Annotated in this window: 18 protein-coding genes and 1 tRNA gene; 9 read left to right on the forward strand and 10 right to left on the reverse strand. The window is 71.3% G+C overall.

Annotation, left to right across the window (positions count from 1 at the left end; genetic code table 11):
• Nucleotides 1–273 precede the first annotated feature (273 nt).
• Nucleotides 274–1,026, reverse strand: a complete 753-nt coding sequence (locus AB0J21_RS05230) for a GPP34 family phosphoprotein (RefSeq protein WP_363144450.1) — start codon at nt 1,024–1,026, stop codon at nt 274–276.
• A 403-nt stretch (nt 1,027–1,429) separates the two neighbouring features.
• Between AB0J21_RS05230 and AB0J21_RS05235 the strand changes: the two genes are divergently transcribed.
• Entirely contained in the window at nt 1,430–3,931 is a 2,502-nt protein-coding gene (locus tag AB0J21_RS05235; RefSeq protein ID WP_363144452.1) for a D-alanyl-D-alanine carboxypeptidase, read from the forward strand.
• Between the two features lie 635 nt (nt 3,932–4,566).
• Nucleotides 4,567–6,285, forward strand: a complete 1,719-nt coding sequence (locus tag AB0J21_RS05240) for an MFS transporter (protein ID WP_363144453.1) — start codon at nt 4,567–4,569, stop codon at nt 6,283–6,285.
• Between the two features lie 18 nt (nt 6,286–6,303).
• Here the strand turns inward: AB0J21_RS05240 and AB0J21_RS05245 are convergent, their stop codons facing one another.
• From AB0J21_RS05245 to AB0J21_RS05255, 3 genes are all read right to left on the reverse strand, one after another.
• Nucleotides 6,304–7,341 (reverse strand): hypothetical protein, encoded by a 1,038-nt coding sequence (locus AB0J21_RS05245; RefSeq protein WP_363144454.1) that lies wholly within the window; start codon nt 7,339–7,341, stop codon nt 6,304–6,306.
• Nucleotides 7,329–8,006 carry a hypothetical protein gene (locus AB0J21_RS05250; protein ID WP_363144455.1) on the reverse strand — a complete coding sequence of 226 codons (678 nt, stop codon included), beginning with the start codon at nt 8,004–8,006 and terminating at the stop codon, nt 7,329–7,331. The genes AB0J21_RS05245 and AB0J21_RS05250 overlap by 13 nt, the downstream gene beginning before the upstream one ends.
• A 314-nt stretch (nt 8,007–8,320) precedes the next feature.
• Entirely contained in the window at nt 8,321–8,857 is a 537-nt protein-coding gene (locus AB0J21_RS05255; protein ID WP_363144456.1) for a flavoprotein, read from the reverse strand.
• A gap of 132 nt (nt 8,858–8,989) precedes the next feature.
• Here AB0J21_RS05255 and AB0J21_RS05260 point away from each other — a divergent pair, with 132 nt between their 5' ends.
• The 3 genes from AB0J21_RS05260 to AB0J21_RS05270 all read left to right on the forward strand — a co-directional run bounded on the left by AB0J21_RS05260 (nt 8,990) and on the right by AB0J21_RS05270 (nt 11,323).
• A complete protein-coding gene (locus AB0J21_RS05260; RefSeq protein ID WP_363144457.1) occupies nt 8,990–10,171 on the forward strand; it encodes a helix-turn-helix transcriptional regulator in 1,182 nt (393 codons plus the stop codon).
• 712 nt (nt 10,172–10,883) lie between these two features.
• Entirely contained in the window at nt 10,884–11,105 is a 222-nt protein-coding gene (locus AB0J21_RS05265; protein WP_363144458.1) for a hypothetical protein, read from the forward strand.
• Entirely contained in the window at nt 11,090–11,323 is a 234-nt protein-coding gene (locus AB0J21_RS05270) for a hypothetical protein (RefSeq protein WP_363144459.1), read from the forward strand. The genes AB0J21_RS05265 and AB0J21_RS05270 overlap by 16 nt, the downstream gene beginning before the upstream one ends.
• Before the next feature lie 127 nt (nt 11,324–11,450).
• On the opposite strand, the gene AB0J21_RS05275 is transcribed toward AB0J21_RS05270, so the two are convergent.
• The 3 genes from AB0J21_RS05275 to AB0J21_RS05285 all read right to left on the reverse strand — a co-directional run bounded on the left by AB0J21_RS05275 (nt 11,451) and on the right by AB0J21_RS05285 (nt 13,727).
• Nucleotides 11,451–11,549 (reverse strand): helix-turn-helix domain-containing protein, encoded by a 99-nt coding sequence (locus AB0J21_RS05275; RefSeq protein WP_363144460.1) that lies wholly within the window; start codon nt 11,547–11,549, stop codon nt 11,451–11,453.
• A gap of 503 nt (nt 11,550–12,052) precedes the next feature.
• A tRNA-Arg gene (locus tag AB0J21_RS05280) sits at nt 12,053–12,128 on the reverse strand.
• 396 nt (nt 12,129–12,524) lie between these two features.
• A complete protein-coding gene (locus tag AB0J21_RS05285) occupies nt 12,525–13,727 on the reverse strand; it encodes a M6 family metalloprotease domain-containing protein (protein WP_363144701.1) in 1,203 nt (400 codons plus the stop codon).
• A 399-nt stretch (nt 13,728–14,126) separates the two neighbouring features.
• Between AB0J21_RS05285 and AB0J21_RS05290 the strand changes: the two genes are divergently transcribed.
• Both AB0J21_RS05290 and AB0J21_RS05295 read left to right on the forward strand, forming a co-directional pair.
• Nucleotides 14,127–14,888 carry a TetR/AcrR family transcriptional regulator gene (locus AB0J21_RS05290; RefSeq protein WP_363144461.1) on the forward strand — a complete coding sequence of 254 codons (762 nt, stop codon included), beginning with the start codon at nt 14,127–14,129 and terminating at the stop codon, nt 14,886–14,888.
• A 349-nt stretch (nt 14,889–15,237) separates the two neighbouring features.
• On the forward strand, nt 15,238–16,806 hold the full coding sequence (locus AB0J21_RS05295; protein ID WP_363144462.1) for an MFS transporter: 1,569 nt from the start codon (nt 15,238–15,240) through the stop codon (nt 16,804–16,806).
• A 200-nt stretch (nt 16,807–17,006) separates the two neighbouring features.
• Here AB0J21_RS05295 and AB0J21_RS05300 read toward each other — a convergent pair whose 3' ends face one another.
• Nucleotides 17,007–17,600: a MarR family transcriptional regulator gene (locus AB0J21_RS05300; RefSeq protein ID WP_363144464.1), complete on the reverse strand. Its 594-nt coding sequence runs from the start codon at nt 17,598–17,600 to the stop codon at nt 17,007–17,009.
• Between the two features lie 149 nt (nt 17,601–17,749).
• On the opposite strand from AB0J21_RS05300, the gene AB0J21_RS05305 reads away from it, so the two are divergent.
• A complete protein-coding gene (locus AB0J21_RS05305) occupies nt 17,750–18,538 on the forward strand; it encodes a class III extradiol ring-cleavage dioxygenase (RefSeq protein WP_363144465.1) in 789 nt (262 codons plus the stop codon).
• Nucleotides 18,539–18,571: 33 nt separating this feature from the next.
• On the opposite strand, the gene AB0J21_RS05310 is transcribed toward AB0J21_RS05305, so the two are convergent.
• Nucleotides 18,572–19,747 carry a questin oxidase family protein gene (locus tag AB0J21_RS05310; protein WP_363144466.1) on the reverse strand — a complete coding sequence of 392 codons (1,176 nt, stop codon included), beginning with the start codon at nt 19,745–19,747 and terminating at the stop codon, nt 18,572–18,574.
• A 148-nt stretch (nt 19,748–19,895) separates the two neighbouring features.
• On the opposite strand from AB0J21_RS05310, the gene AB0J21_RS05315 reads away from it, so the two are divergent.
• Nucleotides 19,896–20,333 (forward strand): pyridoxamine 5'-phosphate oxidase family protein, encoded by a 438-nt coding sequence (locus AB0J21_RS05315; protein WP_363144467.1) that lies wholly within the window; start codon nt 19,896–19,898, stop codon nt 20,331–20,333.
• Between the two features lie 117 nt (nt 20,334–20,450).
• Here AB0J21_RS05315 and AB0J21_RS05320 read toward each other — a convergent pair whose 3' ends face one another.
• The gene (locus tag AB0J21_RS05320; protein ID WP_363144468.1) at nt 20,451–20,969 is read right to left on the reverse strand and encodes an N-acetyltransferase family protein; all 519 of its coding nucleotides are present in this window, start codon (nt 20,967–20,969) and stop codon (nt 20,451–20,453) included.
• Between the last annotated feature and the right edge of the window lie 155 nt (nt 20,970–21,124).

Genomic DNA, 21,124 nt, shown 5'->3' on the forward strand with positions numbered 1-21,124 from the left:
GATTGCCACCGAGAACCCGTACGGCGCTGAGAAATCGCGGATAAACGCGGACGCGCGGGTGACGGAACGGAGTTGACCGTTGTGGTCCAACCCCGTTCCGTCACTCCGCGCGACCTCACAGCGCGTTCCGCTCACGGCCCGTGAGGGTGCGGCCGTGGAACGGTGAGGTGAATCCGGCGTGCGACGCGGTGCGTTGCCGCGCCGCGTACGCCGCCGGGCCGTGTACCTCGCCGTGCCGTGTACTTCGCTGTGGTGCCTGCCCGGGCGCCCCGCTCAGCGGGCCACGGCGCGAGCGACCGCGCCGTGCCGTGGCTGGGACGGGATCGGCCCCGGGACCTGTGCCTGCGCGGGCACCTGCTCGGTCGTCCTGCCACCGGGGGCGGCGGGACGGCGAGCGGGAACCGCCACTCCGTTCTGGACGTCCATCACGGCGTGCGCCACGAGTCCGCCCATCGGGTCGTGCCGGATCAGGTCCCGCAACCGGGAACGTGAGGAACGCCCCTCGTTGCCCGGGTACAGATGCTTGCCGAGCCCGACCGCGTGGGCCAGGGCGGCGAGCGCCGCGGTCCTGGGGTCCGGTGGGACCCCGGTACGGATCGCGGTGTCCAGCCGGGCCTTGATCTCCCGGCTGATGGCCGTGTCGGTGGCCTGGTAGCGCGTTGTCGGCAGCACCCCGCACATCTGGCCCGCCACGGCATGCACCATGCCGCACCGCTCCAGATGCGAGAGATACGTCTGGCGCAGCCCCAGCCGGGGCCCGCCGATCCAGTGGACCGCACGGACCGGCGCGCCACGCCTTCGCAGCAACTCCAGTGCACAGTCCAGCGTCGGATCTCCGGTCGGCCGTGGTACGACCACGGCGATACGATCCCCGTCAGGGGCTATCCGTCCAGCCATCGCCAGCTCCACTAGCTGTGCTCCGGCCAGACCCAGATCGAGTGACTGCGGCTGCGCTGTGGTACCCGTGGCCGGGTCCAGAGCGAGCAGCAGAAGCTCCTCCGGAATAGTTCTGCGGCTCCTGCCCATCCATGCCTCCCCGCGTGGATGTCTGACAGGGTGACCCCTCTCACATTGGTCTGTCGAGAGCACGTGACCGATATGTCAGGTAACCCGCGGGGATGTCGTTCTCGTGCTTCGCGCGGGTCGCGGCATTACCCAGGACACTGGTAATGGTTCGGACAGCACGGCCGGTTCGAGTGCGTGAGACGCACGGCATACGGAGGAGGCATCGGTGGCGGGCGAGTCCCCCGACAGGGCGCAAGGGCAGAAGTCATCGGAGGGGCGGACGCCGGCAGCGGACGAGAAGGACCCGCGGCTCGCCATGGCCCGCCGCTCAGGGTCTTCCTCCGCCACACCGTCCTCGCCCTCCCCGTCCGAGTCCGCGCCCTCCGGGACGGCGTCGTCCGAGGAGCCGTCCGAGGCGTCTGAGGTGTCCGAGGCGTCCGGGTCCTCTGAGGCGGATGAGGCGGCGGGTGCGTCCTCGGCGTCCTCGGCGTCCGAGACGTCTGACGCCTCCGTCCCGGCCGCCCGCGACGACCGTCTGCGGGCCGCCGTGGCCGCGTGGGTCGCGAGGGCCGACGACACGGACCGCGAGGGCAACGGGGACGACAGGGACGACCGGGACTCCCAGGACGGGGACGGGAAGCCGGCGGGGGAGCCCGAGGCCGACGAGCCCGCCGGGGCGACCGGGCCCGAAGCCGCGGAGACCGACGAGGAGCCGGACGGCCCCGCCGAGGACCCCGAGGCCCGCGACCACTCGGACGACTCCGAGCACGCGGAGGACTCCGAGGACTCCGAGACCGCTGAAGGCTCCGAGACGTCGGACACCTCGAAGGAGCCGACGAAGCCGGAGGTGTCCGAGACGCACGAGCCGGACGCCAGGACGGACGAGGTCGCCCCCAAGGCGAAGGAAGCCGCCCCCAAGGCGAGCGCTCCCAAGGCGAAGGAGCCCGCCCCCAAGGCGAACGAGCCCGCCGAGCCCGCCGAGCCCGCCGAGCCCGCTGAGCCCGCCCCGCCGGTCGACCGGCCGACCGCGGCGTTCGCGGTGCTGCGTCCCCCGCTGGACCACCCCACGACCTCCCTGAAGACCGTGGGCGGCCCCAGCTCCTCCCTGAAGGACCGCCCGAAGCCGGGCGGCGCCCAGGGAACGGGACCGGCCACCGGCTCCCGCCCGGACGAGAAGCCGACCGCGGGACCCGCGGCCGAGCCCACCGCCGAGCCCGCCGACAGGACCGCCCCGAAGCCCGCCCAGCAGCGGACCGGCGCCAAACTGGGCAAGCCCGCCCAGCAGCGGACCGGCGCCAAGCTCGGCAAGCCCGCCCAGAAGCGCACGGACACGCCGAAGGAGGGCCCCGGGGCCGCCGGGACCGGGGCGGAGACCGAGGCCGAGCGCACCAGCACCTTCGTACCCCTGCGGCCCCTCGACGAGCGGAAGGCACTGCCCGCCGAGAAGTCCGCGCCGGCCACCGAGAAGTCCGTACCGCCCGCAGAGAAGTCCGCGCCGCCCAAGCAGCCCCCGCCGTCTTGGGCGACCGACTACTCGGCCCCGCGTCCCGCCGCCTCGCCCAACGCGACGACCGGGGAGCTGCCCCGGTCGGCGGTGGTCGGACCGGACCACACGCGTCAGCAGCCCGTGCCGCCCAAGCCGCCGCTCGACCTGCTCGCGGAGCTGACCAACACCCCGCCGCCCCCGGAGACCCCGCTGCGCACGGCGGTGCGCAGGGTCAAGATCTGGACCCCGCTGGTCCTGCTGCTCCTGATCGTCTTCGCGGTCGCCCAGACCGTCCGCCCGCTGCCGGCACCCGCTCTGTCGCTGACGGCCTCCGACACCTTCTCCTTCGGTGGCCAGAAACCGCAGATGCCGTGGCCCAAGAGCGGACAGGCGGCGATGGACGTCGACGGCCTCGGCACCTTCGGCAGCTCCGGGGAGCAGAAGCCGGTGCCGATCGCGAGCGTCGCGAAGGTCATGACGGCGTACATCGTGCTGCGCGACCACCCGGTCAAGGCGGGCAGCGACGGCGTGAAGATCACCATGGACCAGAAGGCGGAGGACGACGCGGGACTGTCCGCGCAGAACGAGTCGACCGTCGAGGTCCGCAAGGGACAGCAGCTGACGCAGAAGGAGGCGATCGAGGCGATCATGATCGCCTCGGCGAACAACATCGCTCGTCGGCTCGCCCGCTGGGACGCCGGTTCCGAACAGGCCTTCGTCGACAAGATGAACAAGACCGCCGACGAGCTGGGCATGGGCGACACGACGTACACGGACCCCTCCGGGCTCAACAAGACGACGGTGAGCACCGCCGCCGACCAGGTCAAGCTCGGCAAGAAGGCGATGAAGGACCCGCTGTTCCGCGAGGTCGTCCGGATGCCCTCGTACACGGACAGCAACGGCAAGAACCAGCCGAACTGGAACCAGCTCGTCCCCATGAACAACACGGTCGGCATCAAGACCGGCACGACGACGGCGGCGGGCGGCAACCTGATGTTCGCGGCGACCAAGGACGTCGGCGGCACGACCCGTACGGTGATCGGCGCGGTCCTCGCACAGCCGCCGTCCCCCGTGGACAACTCGATCCTGACCGGGGCGCTGACCGCCGGTTCCTCGCTCATCAAGGCGGCGCAGGGCGAACTGGAGGCCAAGACCGTCGTGCGCGAGGGCGACGTCGTCGGACAGGTGGACGACGGGCTCGGCGGCACCACCCCCGTCGTCGCGACGAAGGACGTCACGGCGGTCGGCTGGTCCGGGCTCACCGTGAAGCTGAGCCTGACCGACGAGGGCAGGACGCCGCCGCACGAGGCGAAGGCCGGCACGAAGGTCGGGGTGCTGCGCGTCGGCGACGGCACCAGCGGAGCGGTCGAGGTGCCGGTGGCGCTCCAGAGCGCCCTGGCGGAGCCGGGCTTCGGGGCGAAGCTGCAACGCCTCGGCTGAGCCGCCGGCGGACCGCACGCCCGGTTGTGGGCCGGGGACCGAAGGGTGACCACCCCGGTCCCCGGCCCACAACCGCGTGCTAGCGTCGCCGGGACCGGGGCAGAACGGACAGAGAACAGGGACACCGCGAGTCCACCGGAGGACCCCGGGGGCGGCCGGTACGGACACGGGGAGGGCCTTCGGTGACCACCGCGGAGCCGAAGCGGGCGCACGAGGCGGAGTCCTCCCGCCCGGACGAGACGTCCCGCCCGGAGGAGCGTTCCCTGCCGGAACGCGGCCCGGCGCCGGAGGACCGAGCGACCCCGGGACAGAGCCGGCGGCAAAGACCGGCCCCGGCCTCACCGCCGACCGCCTCGACGCCCGGCCCCGGGCGCGAGAGCATACGAACCCACGACGCCGGGCCCCCGGCCCCGGAATCGAGCGCGGACCTGCGAACGAGTCCGGCCCGTGAGACGAGCGCGGACTCCGCGCCGGGACCGGAGCCCGAGTCGGAGCACACGAGGCCGGGCGACACCCTCGCCCCCCACCACCCGGACGGAGAACGGGCCCGCGCCGAGCCGCATCCCTCGGACGAGGAGCCGGCGCGGGGACCGCGGGACGCCCGCGCCCGTACGCGGGCGCTGCTGAGACACCCGGTGACCGTCGCGACGGCGGTCGCCGCGGTCCTCCACCTCGTCTGGTTCTTCGCGTTCGCGAACAGCGGCGGTGATCTCGCGGCGCAGGACGCGTGGGCCGAGTTCGTCGGCCACCACCCCGACTCGGCCTACAACCTGGCCTGGTACGGCGGTACGCACCCCGTGTCGTACAGCGTGATCTCGCCGTACCTGATGCACGTACTCGGCGTGCGGACGACGATGATGGCCGCCGGTACGGTCTCGGCGGGCCTGCTCGCGCTGATCCTGGTGCGCAGCCGCGCGGTCCGCAACCCCATGGCCGCGTCACTGGCCGGCGTCTTCGCGCTGCTGTGCAACGCGGCCTCCGGCCGGGTCACCTTCGGCCTCGGCGCCATGTTCGGCCTGGGCGCGGTCGCCGCGGTGTTCTGCTGGCCCTGCCGCTGGCGCGAACGGCGCTGGGCGAAGGCCGCGGTGGCCGCGGTCCTGGCGGGGCTCGCGACGGCGGCCTCCCCGGTGGCCGGGCTGTACGTCGGCCTGGTGGCCGTGGCTCTTTTCCTGAGCAAACGCCGTCCGGGCGCCTACGCGCTGGGCCTGACGCCACTGCTCGTCGTGGGCCTGTCCTCGCTGCTGTTCCCGTTCTCCGGGACGATGCCGATGTCCGTCGGCTCGGCCTCGCTGCCGGTGATCAGCTCCGCGTTCGTCTTCTTCCTGGTGCCGGGGAACTGGCGCACGGTACGGATCACGACGGCGGTCTACGGCGTCGGCGTCGTGCTGTCCTGGGCGATCAGCTCACAGGTCGGCAGCAACATCACGCGCCTCGCGATGCTGTTCGCGGGGGTGGCGCTGCTCGCCGCACTGCCGTTCACGGTGCCCCGTACCCGCAAGTGGTACACGATCCTCCTGGCCTTCACCGGGGTCACCTTCTGGATCGGCTTCAAGGCGGTGGACGACGTCGTCCACACGCAGCCCGCCGAGTCCTGGGCGCAGGAAGGGGAACTGGCGCCGCTGCTGCACCAGTTGCGCAGCTCCGGGGCGGAACGCGGCCGGGTCGAGGTGGTCCCCGCGCGCAGCCACCGCGAGGCGGCGGCGCTCGCCCCGTACGTGAACCTCGCCCGCGGCTGGCTGCGCCAGGCCGACATGAAACGCAACCCGCTGTTCTACGACGACACCCTGAACTCGGCGAACTACCACGAGTGGCTGAAGCGCTGGGCCGTCCACTTCGTCGTCCTGCCGAAGGGCACCGCCGAGGCGGACGGCGACGGCGGCGAACGCGAACGCGAACTCGTCGCCGAGGGCCAGCCCTACCTGGACCTGCTGTGGAGCGACGCCAACTGGGAGCTGTACGCGGTCAGCCACCCCGTCCCGATCGCCGACCCGCCGGCCCTGGTCGAGCGCGCCGACCAGGGCGAGCTGACCATCGAGGTCAAGAGCCCCGGCCGGGTCCTCATCCGCATCCCGTACTCGCCGTGGCTCAGCCTCGTCGACGACAAGGGCAAGGGCCTGAAGGCGCCGCAGGAGACCGAACAGTCCAAGAACCGCACGGACGAGGACGAACCGAAGACCTACGACAACCTCAACGGCTGCCTGAGCGAGACGCCGGAGGACGCCTTCGGCGACAAGTGGACGGAACTGCTCGCCCCGAAGGCGGGCACCTACCGCCTCGCCTCCCCGTACCAGTTCCCCCGCGGCACCGGCTGCCCCGAGGAACTGCGCCCGGCCCAGCCGGAGGACACCGACTGACGACAGAACGGTGTGGTGTCACCGGTTGACGGCCTGGACTTCGCGTACGACGACGTCCTGTGCGGCGCCGAATTCTCCGTCGGGCAGGTTCTGTGGCTGGGCGATGCCGGTGCCGGTCCAGTGGATCTTCCAGGTGAGGGTGGCGCGCAGGGGGTAGCTTCCGCCGTGGGAGGAGCGCAGGTAGGTGACGCCGCAGGGCGGAGTACGGTCGGATTTCCCCGGTGCGTAGGGCTCGCCGATGTGCCCGTCGGTGATGGGGCAGATTCCGGAGGCGGGGAGGGTGCGGGCGTCGTCGGTGCCGGGTTCGATGCGCAGGGAGACGGGTTCGGCGACGGTCGTGGCCTGGATCCCGAGGCGGGGCACGGAGGCGGTGACGGCCACGGGTTCGAAGCGGGCGCCGTCCAGCCAGGCCCAGGTCGGCAGGTTGACCTTCGACTCGGCGGCCGGGGCGAGTTCCACGGTGGTGGAGGGCACCCGGATCTCCGCGTAGGCGAGCTGGGCGAGGACTTCGGGCGTCACGGCCTGGGGCGCGTCGGCGGGCGGCGGGTCTCCCGTGTCGACCCAGAAGATCGGCTTGTCGCAGGACAGCGCGTCCGGGTCCCCCTCCCGCCCCGGCGTCACGAACGAGTCCCAGAAGAACCCGTCCCCGGCCTTGGCCTTGTTGAAGTCCTTGTACTCCCCGCCCTCGACATACCGTTTACGCTGCGTCGCGTCCCACTCCGGGCTGGTGGAGTCCACCGCCCAGATCGGCTCCAGATACTTCTGCAACTCGTCGGGCGTGTACTTCGGCGCGTAATAGCAGGCGGGCGGCTCCCAGTCGGACGCGGCAGCCACCGGCCCGGCCCCCTGCCCGCGCCCGTTGCGCGAGCGGTCGATGACGACACCGGCCCCGGCGGCGGTCGCGGACAGCTTGCCGGACTTGTCGGCATCGCCGGAGACGTGTTGGGAGTGAAGGTCATCTCCTCTGCCCGCGACGGCCTGGCCGGAAAAGACAAGGGCTGTTGCCGCTGCGGCACTGACGACGAGGAGCCCTCGCCGACGCCTCACGGCTGACACGTGGCACTCCCCACAACTGAGATCAGCTTTTCACTGACCCAGACACCCTTGGTGTTGAGCCGGAGCCGCGAGTTGTAGAGCACATAGTCGTCCTTGGAGCCCTGTGTCAACTTGGTCTTTCCGGTCTTCACGCTCTTACGGTACGACTTGCTCTGGTCCTCGCAGTACGCAAAGCCTGCGGTGCCATCCTCATTGATCTTCACGTCGGGCTTCGAGTACCGCGTGAGTCCAGTGACCCGGTCGTGTGTGTCGACGAAGCGCTGCACGTACGCCTGGGCGCCAGCCGCCGTATCCCCTTCCGAGTAGAAGCGGAATGCCGGGTCGTCAGGGTCTTGCCGGGAAATCGCCATGTCCGTGGCCTGAAGGAACTGGCGAGTGTCGGCCATCACCGCATCCTTCTTCGCGTCCCCCGTTTCGGGCCACTCGAACTTGTAGGTCACGTCGGCGGGCAGCTCGATCTTCGGCCGCCCCGGAGCGGCGGAGGCGCTGGGACTGGGGCTAGGGCTGACGGATGGGGAACTCCCGCCGGAGGTGTCGACCCCGGCGACCGGCTTGTCGGCCTTGTCGTCGGACGCGTCGTCACCACCCCCGCACGCGGTGAGCGAGAAAGCGGCGACGGCACACAAGGCGGTCACGGTCAGCAGCGGACGACGGCGGCGATTCACGGACGGACAACTCCCGGTGGGGCGAGACAAGACGGAACAAGACACAGACCGCCCACGCTACCGATGGTGGCCAAGTGACATCAGGTAATGAGGAGATGACGTCGCAGTGTTGGGCCCGGCCCTCGGAGCCCCTTGCCTTCGCGTCATGGCGACAGTGTCAGCGGGTCCCCCCGACCTTCCCGGGGTGGCAGCCCGTGTCGGGCGCGCTCCGTCGCCGACAGCCGGCCGTCCCGCGTCATCAACCGGCGGATCTCCGCGTCCACGAGCGCGGCAGGACGCGGCCGGGCAGTAGAGGGGGAGGGCATAAGGTCAGGCTACGGGCAGGGGCCGACAGTGCGCTCGACTTCAGCAAGTGCGAGATCCCACGGGAAGGGCCGCCGCTCGCCCGACGGGTTCGGCACAAAGCCCCCTTCGCCGTACAGCACACGCACGCCCATCTGCCGCAGCTCGGCGACGCTCCGGTCGAGCGCCCGGTGCTGCGCGTAGGCGGCGTTCACGCACGGCATCGCGATGAGCGGGATGCCCTTCCCGATCGCCTCGGCAGCGAAGCCCACGACGAAGGACGACGTGAGACCGAAGGCCCACGAGTTGAGGCTGTTGAAGGTCGCGGGCGCGAAGAGGGCGACGTCCGCGCGCGGCCACGCGTCCGCAGCGCCCGGCTGCTTGTACTCAAAGCGCACCGGATGCCCGGTCAGCCGCTCCAGCTCAGCCGCCTGCGGCTCCAGCCACCGAGCGGCCGCCGGAGTCAGCCCGAGGCACACGTCATAGCCACGGCGCTGAGCATCCTCGATTACGGGGGCGATCTCCAAGACGGGGGGAGCCGCAGAGCTGAGCAGGTAGAGAGTCGTCATGCCCCCATCCCATCCTGGCCCCATTCGAACACGCAACCGCCCCCAATCCACACTGGATCGAGGGCGGTTGAGGTCCACCGCGCGACTGCGCGGATACCGTTCCAGATGACGAGTCAGGAACGAGGTACCAGTATGCCCACACCCGACGACACCAGCACAGGCGACCGCATCAAGGAACAGCGAAAAATCGCCCGGCTCACACAGAGGCAGCTCGCCGTCCGCATCCCCTATTCCTACAGCTTGCTCAACCAGGTTGAGTGCGGGTCCCGCCCGGCCACCGCAGACTTCGTCTCCGCTGTAGCCACCGCTCTGGCGATCGACCCCGCCATTCTCACAGGACCACCACACGTGACCGAAATGCAGCACGGGCGCCTCGCTGCCTTCGTGCGCCCCATCCGCGAAGCTCTCGATCTCTACGACCTCGACCCAGACGGGCGCGCCCCAGCACGGCCTGTCGACGCCTTGGCGCTCACCGCAGACCGCCTCAGCCAGGAGGTGCGAGCGACACACCTTCGTGCGGCAGCCCGCGCACTTCCCGACCTGATCGCCGACTTAACCCTCGCCGCCCACGTCAGACCCTCCACGGAAACTTGGCGGGCCCTGGCGTCCAGCTACCGCACCGCGCACGACATCGCCCTCAAAGTCGGCTACCCGGACCTGGCTGTCGTCGCCCTTGACCGCATGGGCTGGGCAGCCGGACGTGCTTCCGATCCGTGTCTTGCCGCGATTCGCCAGTACAAGCGGGCACTCGGGCACGCCACTTCCGAGCAGGACCTCGGGCGCCGCCTGATTCGCGCTGGGCAGGACCTCCTCCTCGACGACTCCTCACGTGAAGGCCTTGCGGTGGCCGGGCAGCTACACCTCGGGGCGTCTGCCGTCGCCGCCCGCACAGGTGACTTGGCCGCCGTGGCGCAACACATCGCCATGGCGCGGGAGCTGGCGGGCCGTGTCGGCGGGGAGGCTCGCGAGGTTCACTGGCTGTCGTTCGGTCACTCAAACATCGACCTCCACGAGATGGGGGCTGCAATCACCCTCCGCCGGTACGACGACGCCCTACGGAAGGCTCGCGCGATGCGCATGCCGACCGGGGCTTTGACGAGCAGGCGGGCCCGCTTCCTCGTGGACCGTGCCGTTGTCGAGATGGAGACGGGGCACACCGAGGCATCTCTGCGTCACCTTGTTGCGGCGCGCCGCGCCGCGCCGGAGCAGACTCGCTACCATTCCCGGACCAAAGAGACCGTCACCGGGCTTCTGCACACCATCCGCCGCCCATCTGATTCTCTCTTGCACATGGCCACCTGGATCGGCCTGTAGGTCACGTTCACGGCGCTCACAAATTTGTGAGTATTCCGTCCATCGCGCAGCGGCATCCTGAGTATCTCAGTGATCACCGACGATGACGCGGGGGCCCGATGGCCACAACGGAGCAGCGAAGTTTGCCCAAAGGTGACGCCCTCACCGAGGCTCAGTTACGCGGTACCGCCTGCGTCTGGTGCGCCAGGCCCCTGAAGGCCGGCAACGACGTCGACCTCGGGGTCCGGCAGCGGCCACGCGTGACCCACTTCGCGGTCTGGTACCCGCGGGCCTGCCGGACGTGCGTGGGCTCGGCGTCATGATCCGCCCGAAGCGGCGTGCGCCGCACCTCGACGCCGCGAGGATCGAGAAGGACTCCATCCCTCCGTCGCTCACCTGGCTGACGGGGGCGATGGTGGCCTCGGCCGCTGCCGAGGCCGAGGCCGGGTGGGCGGCAGAACGGTGCGCCGAGATCCCGCTCGGCCGGATCTTCGACGCCATGGAGGTCTCGGGCGCTGTCGCTGTCGACCTCGCGGGCCCGGCGATCCGTACCGAGCGCCGGCGTCACGGTCCTCATCCCCGTCGGCTGCGCGCACATCCTCCCCGGCCGGGCCTTGGCCGGCGACTTGCGCGTGCCCCCGCTCGAACGGGAGGACGCCCCGTGCTGGCACCGGCCGCCCCGCCGGCCCGGGCACCTCGACAGCCCGTATCAGTTCTGCACCCTGGAGGCGTCATGAAGGTCACCGTCGACGGCGGCGAGTACGTGCAGCACACCGCGTGGCCGTGGGGAACGGGCATCGTCATGCAGGACCTCGGGGACGGCAAGGTCTACGTGCGCTTCGTGCACCTCGGGACCGTCTGCCGACGCCAGGACTTGGCCCCCGCCACCGCCGAAGAGATCGCCGCCGCGAAGAACAGCCTGCCGAAGCCGGGGACGTCATGGCTCGAAGTCTGATCCGCCGCACCGAGTGGGCCATTGCGGCCGCCGTGGACGAGACCGGCGAGCCGGTGTCGTCCACGCGGACGACGGGCTGCCGCGACTGCCCCGAACACTCCGGACCCGTCGCGCAGTACGAGGGTGACGCATGGGCGATGCGGCACGCGGCCCGCACCGGCCACCGGGAGTTCGTCGAGATATCGACCGCGCGCCTCACCGCCCGGCCCGCGGCGTAGCCCCACCAGCCCCGCTCGCGCGCCCCTCGTCGCGCGGGCGGGACCCCCGCACCGGCCGCCTCTTCCCGGCAGGGGCGAGGGTGTCGCGGCCCCAGTCGGATGTCGGTCCGGCTGGGGCCAGCGCCACTCACGGCAGGAGATCGGCGACGGTGCAGTCGAGGGCGTCGGCGATGCGCCACAGGCGGCTGATTCGGACATCCATTCGGCCGCCCTCGATTCGCTGCACGGCGCCTCAAGATCATAAGTCAGCAGCGATTTCAGGCATTCGTGAACATAAGTAGATGGTGCTACCGGGGGTAGCTACAGGTCACGATGTACGGCCAGCTCTGCGGCCTGCTGGCATATGCCACGGGGGCACGGGTACCGCCGACGCTCGAACGCGTGTTCGATCTAACGGGTGACTGGCTTTCTCTGCTTGCATCCGTTGGACTAGGTGAAGCGTCTACTGCTTCAGAGACTGTCGGCGCGCCCCATTGAGGCGGCCCCTCAATGGGCGCCCGGCACGGAGAGGCTCCCTCCTGTAGTGAGGGGGCCTCTCCTTCCCCCGTCCGACCTGCGACTTCCCCTTGATCGTTTAGGAGGAATTCAGGGGCACCGGTTCGGTGCGAGGACTGCCTGAGACGGTATCGAAACTGCACCGAGGTGTCCTGAGCTGGCGTCAGGAACCCGGAAGGCCCAGGTCGTTGCTGCTCTGACCTGGGCCTTAGCCGTCAACGCGGCTGGTGAAACTGGTGCCCCCGGCAGGATTCGAACCTGCGACACCCGCTTTAGGAGAGCGGTGCTCTATCCCCTGAGCTACGAAGGCATGGGCTTGGGGAAACCTCGGTGAAGGTCCAGGGGTGGATCTTTCGGGAGGCGGACAAGCCCGTTGGTCGGACGTAGTGCGGATCCGGGCTGGGCAGCATTGCTGTCCGGCAGGCGCCACGGCAACGGCCGACCAGAGAACAGGGTAGCGGATGACCATCCGCCAGGGGGCACACGCTTCGGCACCGAGGGGTGGGGCTCTTCCGGGCGGCGGGAGGCCGGTTCGGCCGTGGTGGGGTGGGTCATGGGGCGAGGCGTCGGGGCCGTCGGCCGGGGAGTGCGTGGGGGCGGACGCCGACGGCAGTCGCGTTGTCCGCGTCCAGTCGATCATGGGCGTGAATTGCGAGTACCCGGTCGACCCGGTCGGTCCGCTGCCGTTCGGGTAAGGGCCATCGCGCTACCTCCTCCGCACCTCCACCCGGTACCCCCCGTCGCGTCCCTTCCCCAGGACCTTCATCGTCGTGCCGCTCGCCTTGTCGGTGAAGGTCTGGCCGGGGGTGTAGGGGGCGTCGGAGAGTTCGGCGTGGACGTTGGGGCGGCGGGTGCAGCCGCCGCTGTCCTTCGTGGAGTCGGACACGGATATCGGTCCGCGGCCGGTGTCGACGTCCGTGTCCACGCGGTACACGAGGACGCCGGGACGGCAGACCGTCTCGTCGTTGCCGGAGCGGGTACGGACCTCCATGGCGAGGCCCGAGGTCGCCGTCAGGGGGACGAAGACCAGCTTGTCGCCCTTCTTCGTCGAGGGCAGCGGCAGCACGTCGTACTGAGCGGTGCCGCTGGAGGGCACGCAGCCCACCTGGTCGTCGTCGAGCCAGCCCAGCTTCCACTTGTGCCAGGCCAGGAGGTCGTTGTTGGAGCCCCAGTCCTCGCTCATGATGTCCCAGTGGCCGGCCGCCCCGCCGCCGTCCTGCGTGTACAGGTCGGGCAGGCCGAAGACGTGGCCGTTCTCGTGGGGGAGGACGCGGTAGCCGGTCTTCCCGTAGCTGCCCGAACCGTCGTCCTGGCGGCTGTAGACGAAGGACGTGTTCGCGAGCGGGGTACCGTCCGCGACCGGCGCCTCGTGGTTGCCGGCGAAGGTCACCGACAGCACCGTGTCCAGGGCGGAGGGGCCGGCGTTCGGCGTCACCAGCACGTTGACGAGGTCGTACTTACTGAAGTCGACCAGGGGGTCGGCCGTCGCCACCAGATCGCGTACGAGTGCCCGGTAGCCCGGCTCGAAGGGCGCCCCGCGCTCTATTCCGTACTCGGCGAACGGCTTCGGCATGCGCAGCCAGTCCCGCACCGGAGCCTGCGGACGGTAGTCCAGCCGGCCGTACGAACTCGTCCGGAACCACTTCGTCGTGCTCGGGAAGAACTCCGCGAGCCGCTGCCGTGCCGTGCCCTCGCCCGGCGCGTCCGGGAAGTCGATCATCAGGTTCAGGGCTCGTACCGTGCCGGTGGAACGCGTGTACCCGGGGGCCGTGGGCAGCCCCTCCGACATCTGGACGCCGAGCGGGCCGCTGATCATGCAGGTCTCGGGCGAGGCGTGCCGGCCCGAGGAGGCGGGGCCCGCCGCCGGCCCCCCCTCCGCCGCGAGACCCCCGCCCCCCGACGTACTCATCGAGACGGCGACGGCCAGTGTGGTCAGCGAGGCCAGGGCGGCGCCCTGGCGGACGCGGGCCCGGCGGGCCCTGCGGCGCGCGTCCCGCCGCCCGTCGCCGACAGCGGGCGCGGAGCCGGTGGACGGTCGGCGTATGGGTCCCGAAGGGGAGTGCGGCCCGTTGGTCGGCTGCATGCGTCCGGCCCTCCGTTCGCGGCAGCCACCTTCCTGACCTGCGAGGCTGCCCCCTCATAGCTCAGCCTCGGGTCAGTGCTCGTGAGGCGCGCGCGGGATGCGGCCGATCGGTGGTTTTCCTGTGACCCGGCTCACAGCGGGCTGCGGAAATATCCGGGGACCTTCTCCCCGTTTGGACTCGTGTCGGAACGAGGCGGGGAGTGAGTCCCCGCTTCGGCCGTGCGGATGAACGATTCAGCTACGACGTCGGTGAAGGAGGAGGACGCCATGGTGGCCGCTCAGGTCGTCGAAGGTGCCGCGTGCAGCGCCGGTGCCGAGGAGTGCGACGGTGCCGGTCGCGATGGCGCCGCGTGCGGGACCACCGGGCCCCGTCGCGCCGTCCGCCCCCGCGCCGACGCCCTGCGCAACCGTGAACGCATCGTCGAGGCGGCCCGGGAGATGGCCGTCGAGCACGGTGCCGACATCTCGCTCGACGAGGTCGCCCGGCGGGCCGGCGTGGGCAACGCGACCGTCTACCGCCACTTCCACGACCGCGCCGAGCTGATGCGGCAGTCCGTCCTGTCCGTCATGGACCGCGCCTCGCGGCGCGCGGAGGAGGCGCTGGAGGGCGCCGACCCCTTCGAGGCGCTGTGCGGCTTCGCCCACGCGGCCGTCGAGGAGCGGGTGGGCGCGCTGTGCTCACTGCTCTCGGTCACCGTCGACATGGACCACCCCGATCTGCTCGCCGGGCGTCTCGGGCTGGAAGCCGGCGTCGAAGCGGTGATGAGCCGGGCACGCGAGGCCGGTCAGTTGCGTCCCGACATCGGCGTCGGGGACCTGATGATGGCCCTGTCCCAGCTCACCAGGCCGTTGCCGGGGTGCAGCCGGGTGGACAGCGACCGCTTCGCCCACCGCCATCTCCAACTCTTCCTGGACGGACTACGGGCCCCGGCCCACTCGGTCCTGCCGGGCACCGCAGTGACCCTGGAGGAGCTCCGCCGGGAGTGAAGAACCTCCACCCGACTCCCACCGCCACTTCCCAGCACGCCAGTTGACCGCCCGAAATCCCGGCACTCGGCACCAGGAATTCAGTACTCGTCACCAGGAACTCAGTTGACGAGCGCCAAGCGCCACAGCACGGTCTCGTGTCCGGGGCTTCCGTCCCGGTCGTATCCAACTTTCTTTTTCCGTAACGCTCCTGCCGCACAATGACGTCGCGCATGCGTACCGAGGCCCTCGCCTCTCGCCCGTACTCGCCTCTCCCGTCCCGATCTCTTCGCGCCCTCTCCCACGGTGTGCCCGCCCGGCCGCCGCGTCCGAGAAGGTGTTCCACGAGCGTCCCAAGGTGGATATCCCCATGTCAGAAACACTCCGTACCGAGCGTTCCGGCCCCCTGCGGGCCGAGGCCGAGGGCCCTGATCCCAGGCGGTGGAAGGCACTCGTCTTCATCGCGCTCGCGCAGCTGATGGTCGTCCTCGACTCGACGATCGTGAACATCGCGCTGCCCAGCGCCCAGACCGACCTGGGCATCTCCGACGGCAACCGGCAGTGGGTCATCACGGCCTACGCGCTCGCCTTCGGCGGACTCCTCCTCTTCGGCGGCCGGATCGCCGACATGTGGGGCCGCAAGCGGACCTTCATGACCGGCCTCATCGGCTTCGCCCTCGCCTCCGCGCTCGGTGGCGCCGCGACCGGCCAGGCCATGCTGCTCGGCTCCCGCGCGCTCCAGGGCGTGTTCGGCGCGCTGCTCGCGCCCGCCGCGCTCTCCCTGCTCGCGGTGACCTTCACCCAGGCCAAGGAGCGCGCCAAGGCCTTCGGCATCTACGGCGCCATCGCCGGTGGTGGCGGGGCCGTCGGTCTCATCCTCGGCGGTTTCCTCACCGAGTACCTGAACTGGCGCTGGACCTTCTTCGTCAACGTGCCCTTCGCGGTCGTCGCGATCCTCGGCGCGTGGTTCGTGATCCGCGAACCGGCCGGCAGCCGCAACCGCTCCTCGCTCGACATCCCCGGTGTGCTGCTGTCGACGCTGGGCCTCGTGTCCCTCGTCTACGGCTTCACCCGCGCCGAGTCCGCGGGCTGGAGCGACGCGACCACCGTCGGGTCCTTCGTCGCGGCCGTCGTCCTGCTCGGCTCGTTCCTGTTCGTCGAGTCCCGCGTCAAGGCGCCGCTGCTGCCGCTGCGCGTCGTCACCGACCGCAACCGCGGCGGGGTCTACCTCTCGCTCGGTCTCGCGATCATCGCGATGTTCGGCCTGTTCCTCTTCCTGACCTTCTACCTCCAGGTCGTCAAGGGGTACTCGCCCGTCAAGACCGGCTTCGCCTTCCTGCCGATGGTCGCGGGCATGATCACGGGCTCGACCCAGATCGGCGCCCGCCTCATGACGAAGGTCCCCCCGCGCCTGCTCATGGGCCCCGGGTTCGTCCTCGCCGCGCTCGCCATGCTGCTCCTGACGCAGATGAAGATCGACTCCGGCTACGCCTCCCTCGTGCTCCCGGCCGAGCTGATGCTGGGCCTCGGCATGGGTACGGCGTTCATGCCGGCCATGTCCCTGGCCACGCACGGTGTGCAGCCGCGTGACGCGGGGGTGGCCTCCGCCATGGTCAACACCTCGCAGCAGGTCGGCGGAGCGATCGGCACCGCCCTCCTCAACACCATCGCGGCCTCGGCCACCACGGCGTACCTGACCTCGCACGCGAGCGACGGGACCAACCCGAAGCTCCTGCAGGCGCAGGCCCTCGTGGACGGCTACAGCCACGCCATCTGGTGGGCGGTCGGCATCCTCGCCGTCGCCGCGACCATCGCTCTGACCCTCGTCAACACGCGGGCCCAGGGCGCGGGCCCGGCCGTCGCGAAGGGCGGCGGCTCGGACAGCTCCACCACCGAGGGGTCGGCCGAGGACCTGGCGGTTCCGGTCATCGCTCACTGACGCGGCCGGGCCCGCGCCTGAAGCGGCCCAGCCCTCTCGCGTCACCCTCACACGCCGCCGGCCCCCGTACGGAACAGTCCGTACGGGGGCCGGCGGCGTGAGGTGCGCGTGCAGTGGGGCGGCTTCAGGTGCGCGAGCACCACGGCGGCTTCAGGCGCCCGAGCGTCAAGGGCGCGGGCGCGCGGTGGCCGGTGGCCGCGTCAGCGCAGCCACGGCAGATCCGTCCGCCCACCGCTCCCGTCCGGCTGGAGGCCCTCGGCGAGGATGCCCATGATCTCGCCGAGCGAACGCCGCTGCTCCGGGGTGAGCCGGTCGAACAGCGCGCTGCGCACGGCGGCCACGTGTCCCGGGGCGCTGCGCCGCAGCATCCCGGCGCCGTCCTCGGTCAGCACCGCGAACTGGCCCCGTTTGTCCGAGGGGCAGTCCTCCCGCCGGACCCAGCCGTTGCGTTCCAGCCGGGCCACGGCGTGCGAGAGGCGTGAGCGGGTGATCTTGGCGTGGCAGGCGAGTTCCGTCATGCGCAGACGCCGGCCGGGCGCCTCGGACAGCCGCACCAGCAGCCCGTAGTAGACGTGCGGCATCTTCGCGTCCCGCTGCAACTGACGGTCCAGGTAGTCGTCGAGCAGCGTGCTCGCCTGGAGGTAGACCTGCCAGACCGCCTGCTCCTCGTCCGTGAGCCAGCGCGTCCCGCCTCGTGTCTCGTCCTGCGCCCCGTCCCGTTCCTCGCCGTGCTCCGTCGCTGTCCCCGTAGGCGTCGTGGTGGACGTGGTTGGCGTAGTGGTCTCCGTCGTCATTCCGTGCTTCTTCCGTGCTCGACCGCGAACCGGTCTTATTGAAGCTTAAACAATGTTGCCGTAACCTCGGACGCGAAGAGCTTGATACTTCAAATAAATCGTCCGGCCGCAGCGCGCGCCGGTCGGCCGCCCGCCGAAGGAGCACCGTGATGTCCGCCGCCGCCCCCGCGCGCATGCCCGCCCTGTACCTCAGCCACGGCGCGCCGCCGCTCGCCGACGACCCGGTCTGGCCCGGGGAGCTGGCGGCCTGGTCCGCCGCGCTGCCGCGGCCCCGGGCGATCCTCATGGTCTCCGCCCACTGGGAGGAGGGCCCGCTCGCGCTCGGCGCCACGCGGACGCTGCCCCTCGTCCACGACTTCTGGGGCTTCCCCGAGCACTACTACGCCGTCCAGTACGGCGCCCCGGGCGCCCCTCTCCTCGCCGCTTCGGTCCGCGGAATGCTGCGCGGGGCCGGGCTGCCGGTGCAGGACGTCGAGGACCGGGGGCTCGACCACGGCGCGTACGTCCCCCTCGTCGAGATGTACCCGGACGCCGACGTGCCGGTGCTCCAGATCTCCCTGCCGACGCTGGACCCCGAGACGCTGATGGGCGTCGGACGCGTCCTCGCATCGCTGCGCGACGAGGGCGTACTGATCGTCGGCAGCGGCTTCTTCACGCACAACCTCGCCGCGCTCCGGCACACGAACGGCGTCCCGGCCTGGTCCACCGAGTTCGACGACTGGGGGCAGCGCGCGCTGGACGCCGGAGACGTCGACGCGCTCCTCGACTTCCGCCACAAGTCCCCGGCCGGACAGCTCGCCCACCCCCGTACGGAGCACTTCGCGCCCCTCTTCGTGACCCTGGGCGCGGCCGAGGCCACCGGCGAACTGGACACCCGGCGCAGCGTCATCGACGGCTTCTGGATGGGGCTGGCCAAACGCTCCGTCCAGTTCGGGTGATGTCCCGCCCCGCCCGCGCCCCCGAGCCCCGCTTCAGCCGAGAGGCTCGACGAGGGCGAGTGAGCGCAGTGCCGCCGCCCCGGCGAGCGGACCGCCCACGTCGAGCGCCGTGTCCGTGAACTTCACGGCGTGCTCGTCGCCGTGGGCCGCGGCCCGGGCGAACAGCTCCGCCGCGCCCAGCCCGGACGCCTCCGCCAGGAGCGCGGCGTCCGCCGTACCGGGCCCGGGCACCTCGTAGGCGGCCGTCACCGCCCCGCTCGCCGCCCACGCCGCGTCCACGCTCACGCTCCACAACTCCCGCGGCAGCGCGGGCAGGGTGCGCAGTACGGCGTTGGGGGCCGTCGCCGCGTGCACCAGCATGACGGGCTCGCCGTGCCCGTGGGCCGCGTACCGGTGCACCGCCGCCGCGACCAGCTCCCGCAGCCGCGCCGCGGCCTCCTCCGGGGTGGCCGGCCGCCTCTCGGGCCAGGCCGGCAGCCCCCGCAACTGCGCCAGCCGCTCCCGGATGCCGCCGCTGCGGCGCTCGACGCCGGGCACCGCCGCCAGCGCGCCGTCCGCGTCCCGGGCGGGCGGCAACACGCTCAGCGGCGGCAGCGGCAGGCTGCGCGCCGCCCAGTAGCCGAGCGCGTGCCCCAGCTCCGCGCGCCGGGGATCGAGCGCACCACTCCCCGGTCCGGCCGTCGCGCCCGGGGTCCGCGCCTCGTCCTCCAGCAGGGTCCGCACGGCGTGACCGGTCCGGATGACGGGGTGCGTGGCCCCGCCCGCGATGCCCGGCAGCAGCCGCGGCCACCAGACGGCGAGCACGTCCCGCCAGGGCTCCCGCGTCAGCCGCGCCGAGAAGTACGCCGACCAGTCACCGATCCGGCGCGGATCACCCAGCGCCTCGCGCCAGTTCAGTTCCGTGACCCTCTCGTAGGGGGCGGGCATGTCCTCCAGCTTCGGCCGGTAGCGGTCGAGCCACCGGTGCACCTTCTCCGCCTGCCCGCCCCGTACGAGGGCCTCCACCGCCATCGGCGCGTGGTTGCTCAGCCAGCCGTCCCGCTCCGGGCCCGCCGCGTGCAGCCGCTCCAGAGCCTCGTCCAGCGTGCCGTCGGACCTGGCGCGCGGCCCGTCGGCGGCCGGCCCGTGGGCCGCCCCGCTCCGGCTTGCGCGCGGCTCGTCCCGCGTTCCGTCCGGTCGTTCCCCGCCGGTCCCGCCTGTAGTGAGCATGCGGGAAACGCTAGGCCGTCCGTGACAGCCCGGTAACGGTCTGTGGTCCTAGGTCCTTGGCCGGACCGTGGTGAACGGCGACACTGGGCGGCCCGAGCCGAGCCGCGCCCCGGCGGACCCGGCCGGTCCAGCCCATGGGAGAGCAGCGGTGTCACTGAGTGCGGCGGAACGAGACGCCTTCCTCGCCGAGTCCCGCGTCGCGGGCATCGCCGTGGCCAGGAGCACCGGCCACCGAGGACCCCTGAACGTGCCCGTCTGGTACTGGCGCGGCGACGACGGCGACCTGCGCGTCTTCACCGGTGCCGACTCCCTCAAGGCCCGGCTGGTGGGCCGGGCGGGACGGTTCAGCCTGCTGGTGCAGCGGACCGAACCCACCTACCGCTACGTCTCCGTCGAGGGCCCCGTCGTCGGCTCCGCCCCCACCACCTCCCAGGACGTCGCCACCGTCGCCGCGCGCTACCTGTCCCCGGACAAGGCGCGCGCCTACGTGGAGCGCACCGGCGCCACCGGTAACTCCTCCGATGGGCTCGTCACCTTCCGGATGCGGCCCGAGCACTGGTACGCGGCCGACCTCGGCGCCCTCTGAACCGACCGGGAACCGACCGGGCACTGGCCAGGAACCGGCCAGGAACCCACCGGAAGCCGACCAGAGCCCACCGGAAACCGACCGGGCCGTACGACCGTGCGACGGCCGGGCGGCTCCTCAGGAGCCCAGCGCCCGTTCGTACCAGGCGACGTCCCAGTAGCGGCCGAACTTCCTCCCCACCTCGGCGTACGTGCCGAGGTGCCGGAAGCCGAAACGCTCGTGCAGGGCGACCGAGGCCTCGTTCGGCAGGGCGATCCCGGCGTAGGCCCGGTGCAGGTCCTCGCCCTCCAGCGCCGCGAGGAGCGCCTCGTAAAGCCGTGAGCCGACCCCGCGCCGCCCCGCGTCGGGCCGTACGTACACGCTCACCTCCACCGAGGTGACGTACGCCGGCTTCGGCCGGAAGGGACTGCTCGTCGCATACCCGAGTATCCGGTCCCCGGCCACCGCCACCAGAAGCCGGTACGGGCCCTGCGGCGGATGCGCGAGGAGCCACGGCAGTCGCTCCTCCGGGGTGAAGGGCCGCGTGTCGAACGTGATGGGGGTCTCGCGCACGTAGTGGTTGTAGAGGTCGGTGAGCTGCCCGATGTCGGCTTTCACCCCGGTTCTGACCTGCGTTTCTGTGGACGATTGGGACATCTTGCCTCCATGCGGTCGGACAGGGTACTGCATGATCGCAAAGATTGATGTCGCCGTGGGGAATTCTGTCCTGATTACAGTCGTTGTTTCCTTCAGATGCCGGGCACCCGCGAGGGTGAAGCACTCCGGCCGCGACCCACCTGGGTCGTGGGAGG

This window comes from Streptomyces sp. NPDC049954 (assembly GCF_040656295.1).
Classification (GTDB): Bacteria; Actinomycetota; Actinomycetes; order Streptomycetales; family Streptomycetaceae; genus Streptomyces.

Coding starts and splice junctions, on each gene's coding strand:
- AB0J21_RS05230 (WP_363144450.1), bottom strand. CDS start 1,026: ATGGGCAGGAGCCGCAGAACTATTCCGGAGGAGCTTCTGCTGCTCGCT.
- AB0J21_RS05255 (WP_363144456.1), bottom strand. CDS start 8,857: ATGACGACTCTCTACCTGCTCAGCTCTGCGGCTCCCCCCGTCTTGGAG.
- AB0J21_RS05260 (WP_363144457.1), top strand. CDS start 8,990: ATGCCCACACCCGACGACACCAGCACAGGCGACCGCATCAAGGAACAG.
- AB0J21_RS05265 (WP_363144458.1), top strand. CDS start 10,884: ATGAAGGTCACCGTCGACGGCGGCGAGTACGTGCAGCACACCGCGTGG.
- AB0J21_RS05270 (WP_363144459.1), top strand. CDS start 11,090: ATGGCTCGAAGTCTGATCCGCCGCACCGAGTGGGCCATTGCGGCCGCC.
- AB0J21_RS05285 (WP_363144701.1), bottom strand. CDS start 13,727: ATGAGTACGTCGGGGGGCGGGGGTCTCGCGGCGGAGGGGGGGCCGGCG.
- AB0J21_RS05290 (WP_363144461.1), top strand. CDS start 14,127: ATGAACGATTCAGCTACGACGTCGGTGAAGGAGGAGGACGCCATGGTG.
- AB0J21_RS05295 (WP_363144462.1), top strand. CDS start 15,238: ATGTCAGAAACACTCCGTACCGAGCGTTCCGGCCCCCTGCGGGCCGAG.
- AB0J21_RS05300 (WP_363144464.1), bottom strand. CDS start 17,600: ATGACGACGGAGACCACTACGCCAACCACGTCCACCACGACGCCTACG.
- AB0J21_RS05305 (WP_363144465.1), top strand. CDS start 17,750: ATGTCCGCCGCCGCCCCCGCGCGCATGCCCGCCCTGTACCTCAGCCAC.
- AB0J21_RS05310 (WP_363144466.1), bottom strand. CDS start 19,747: ATGCTCACTACAGGCGGGACCGGCGGGGAACGACCGGACGGAACGCGG.
- AB0J21_RS05320 (WP_363144468.1), bottom strand. CDS start 20,969: ATGTCCCAATCGTCCACAGAAACGCAGGTCAGAACCGGGGTGAAAGCC.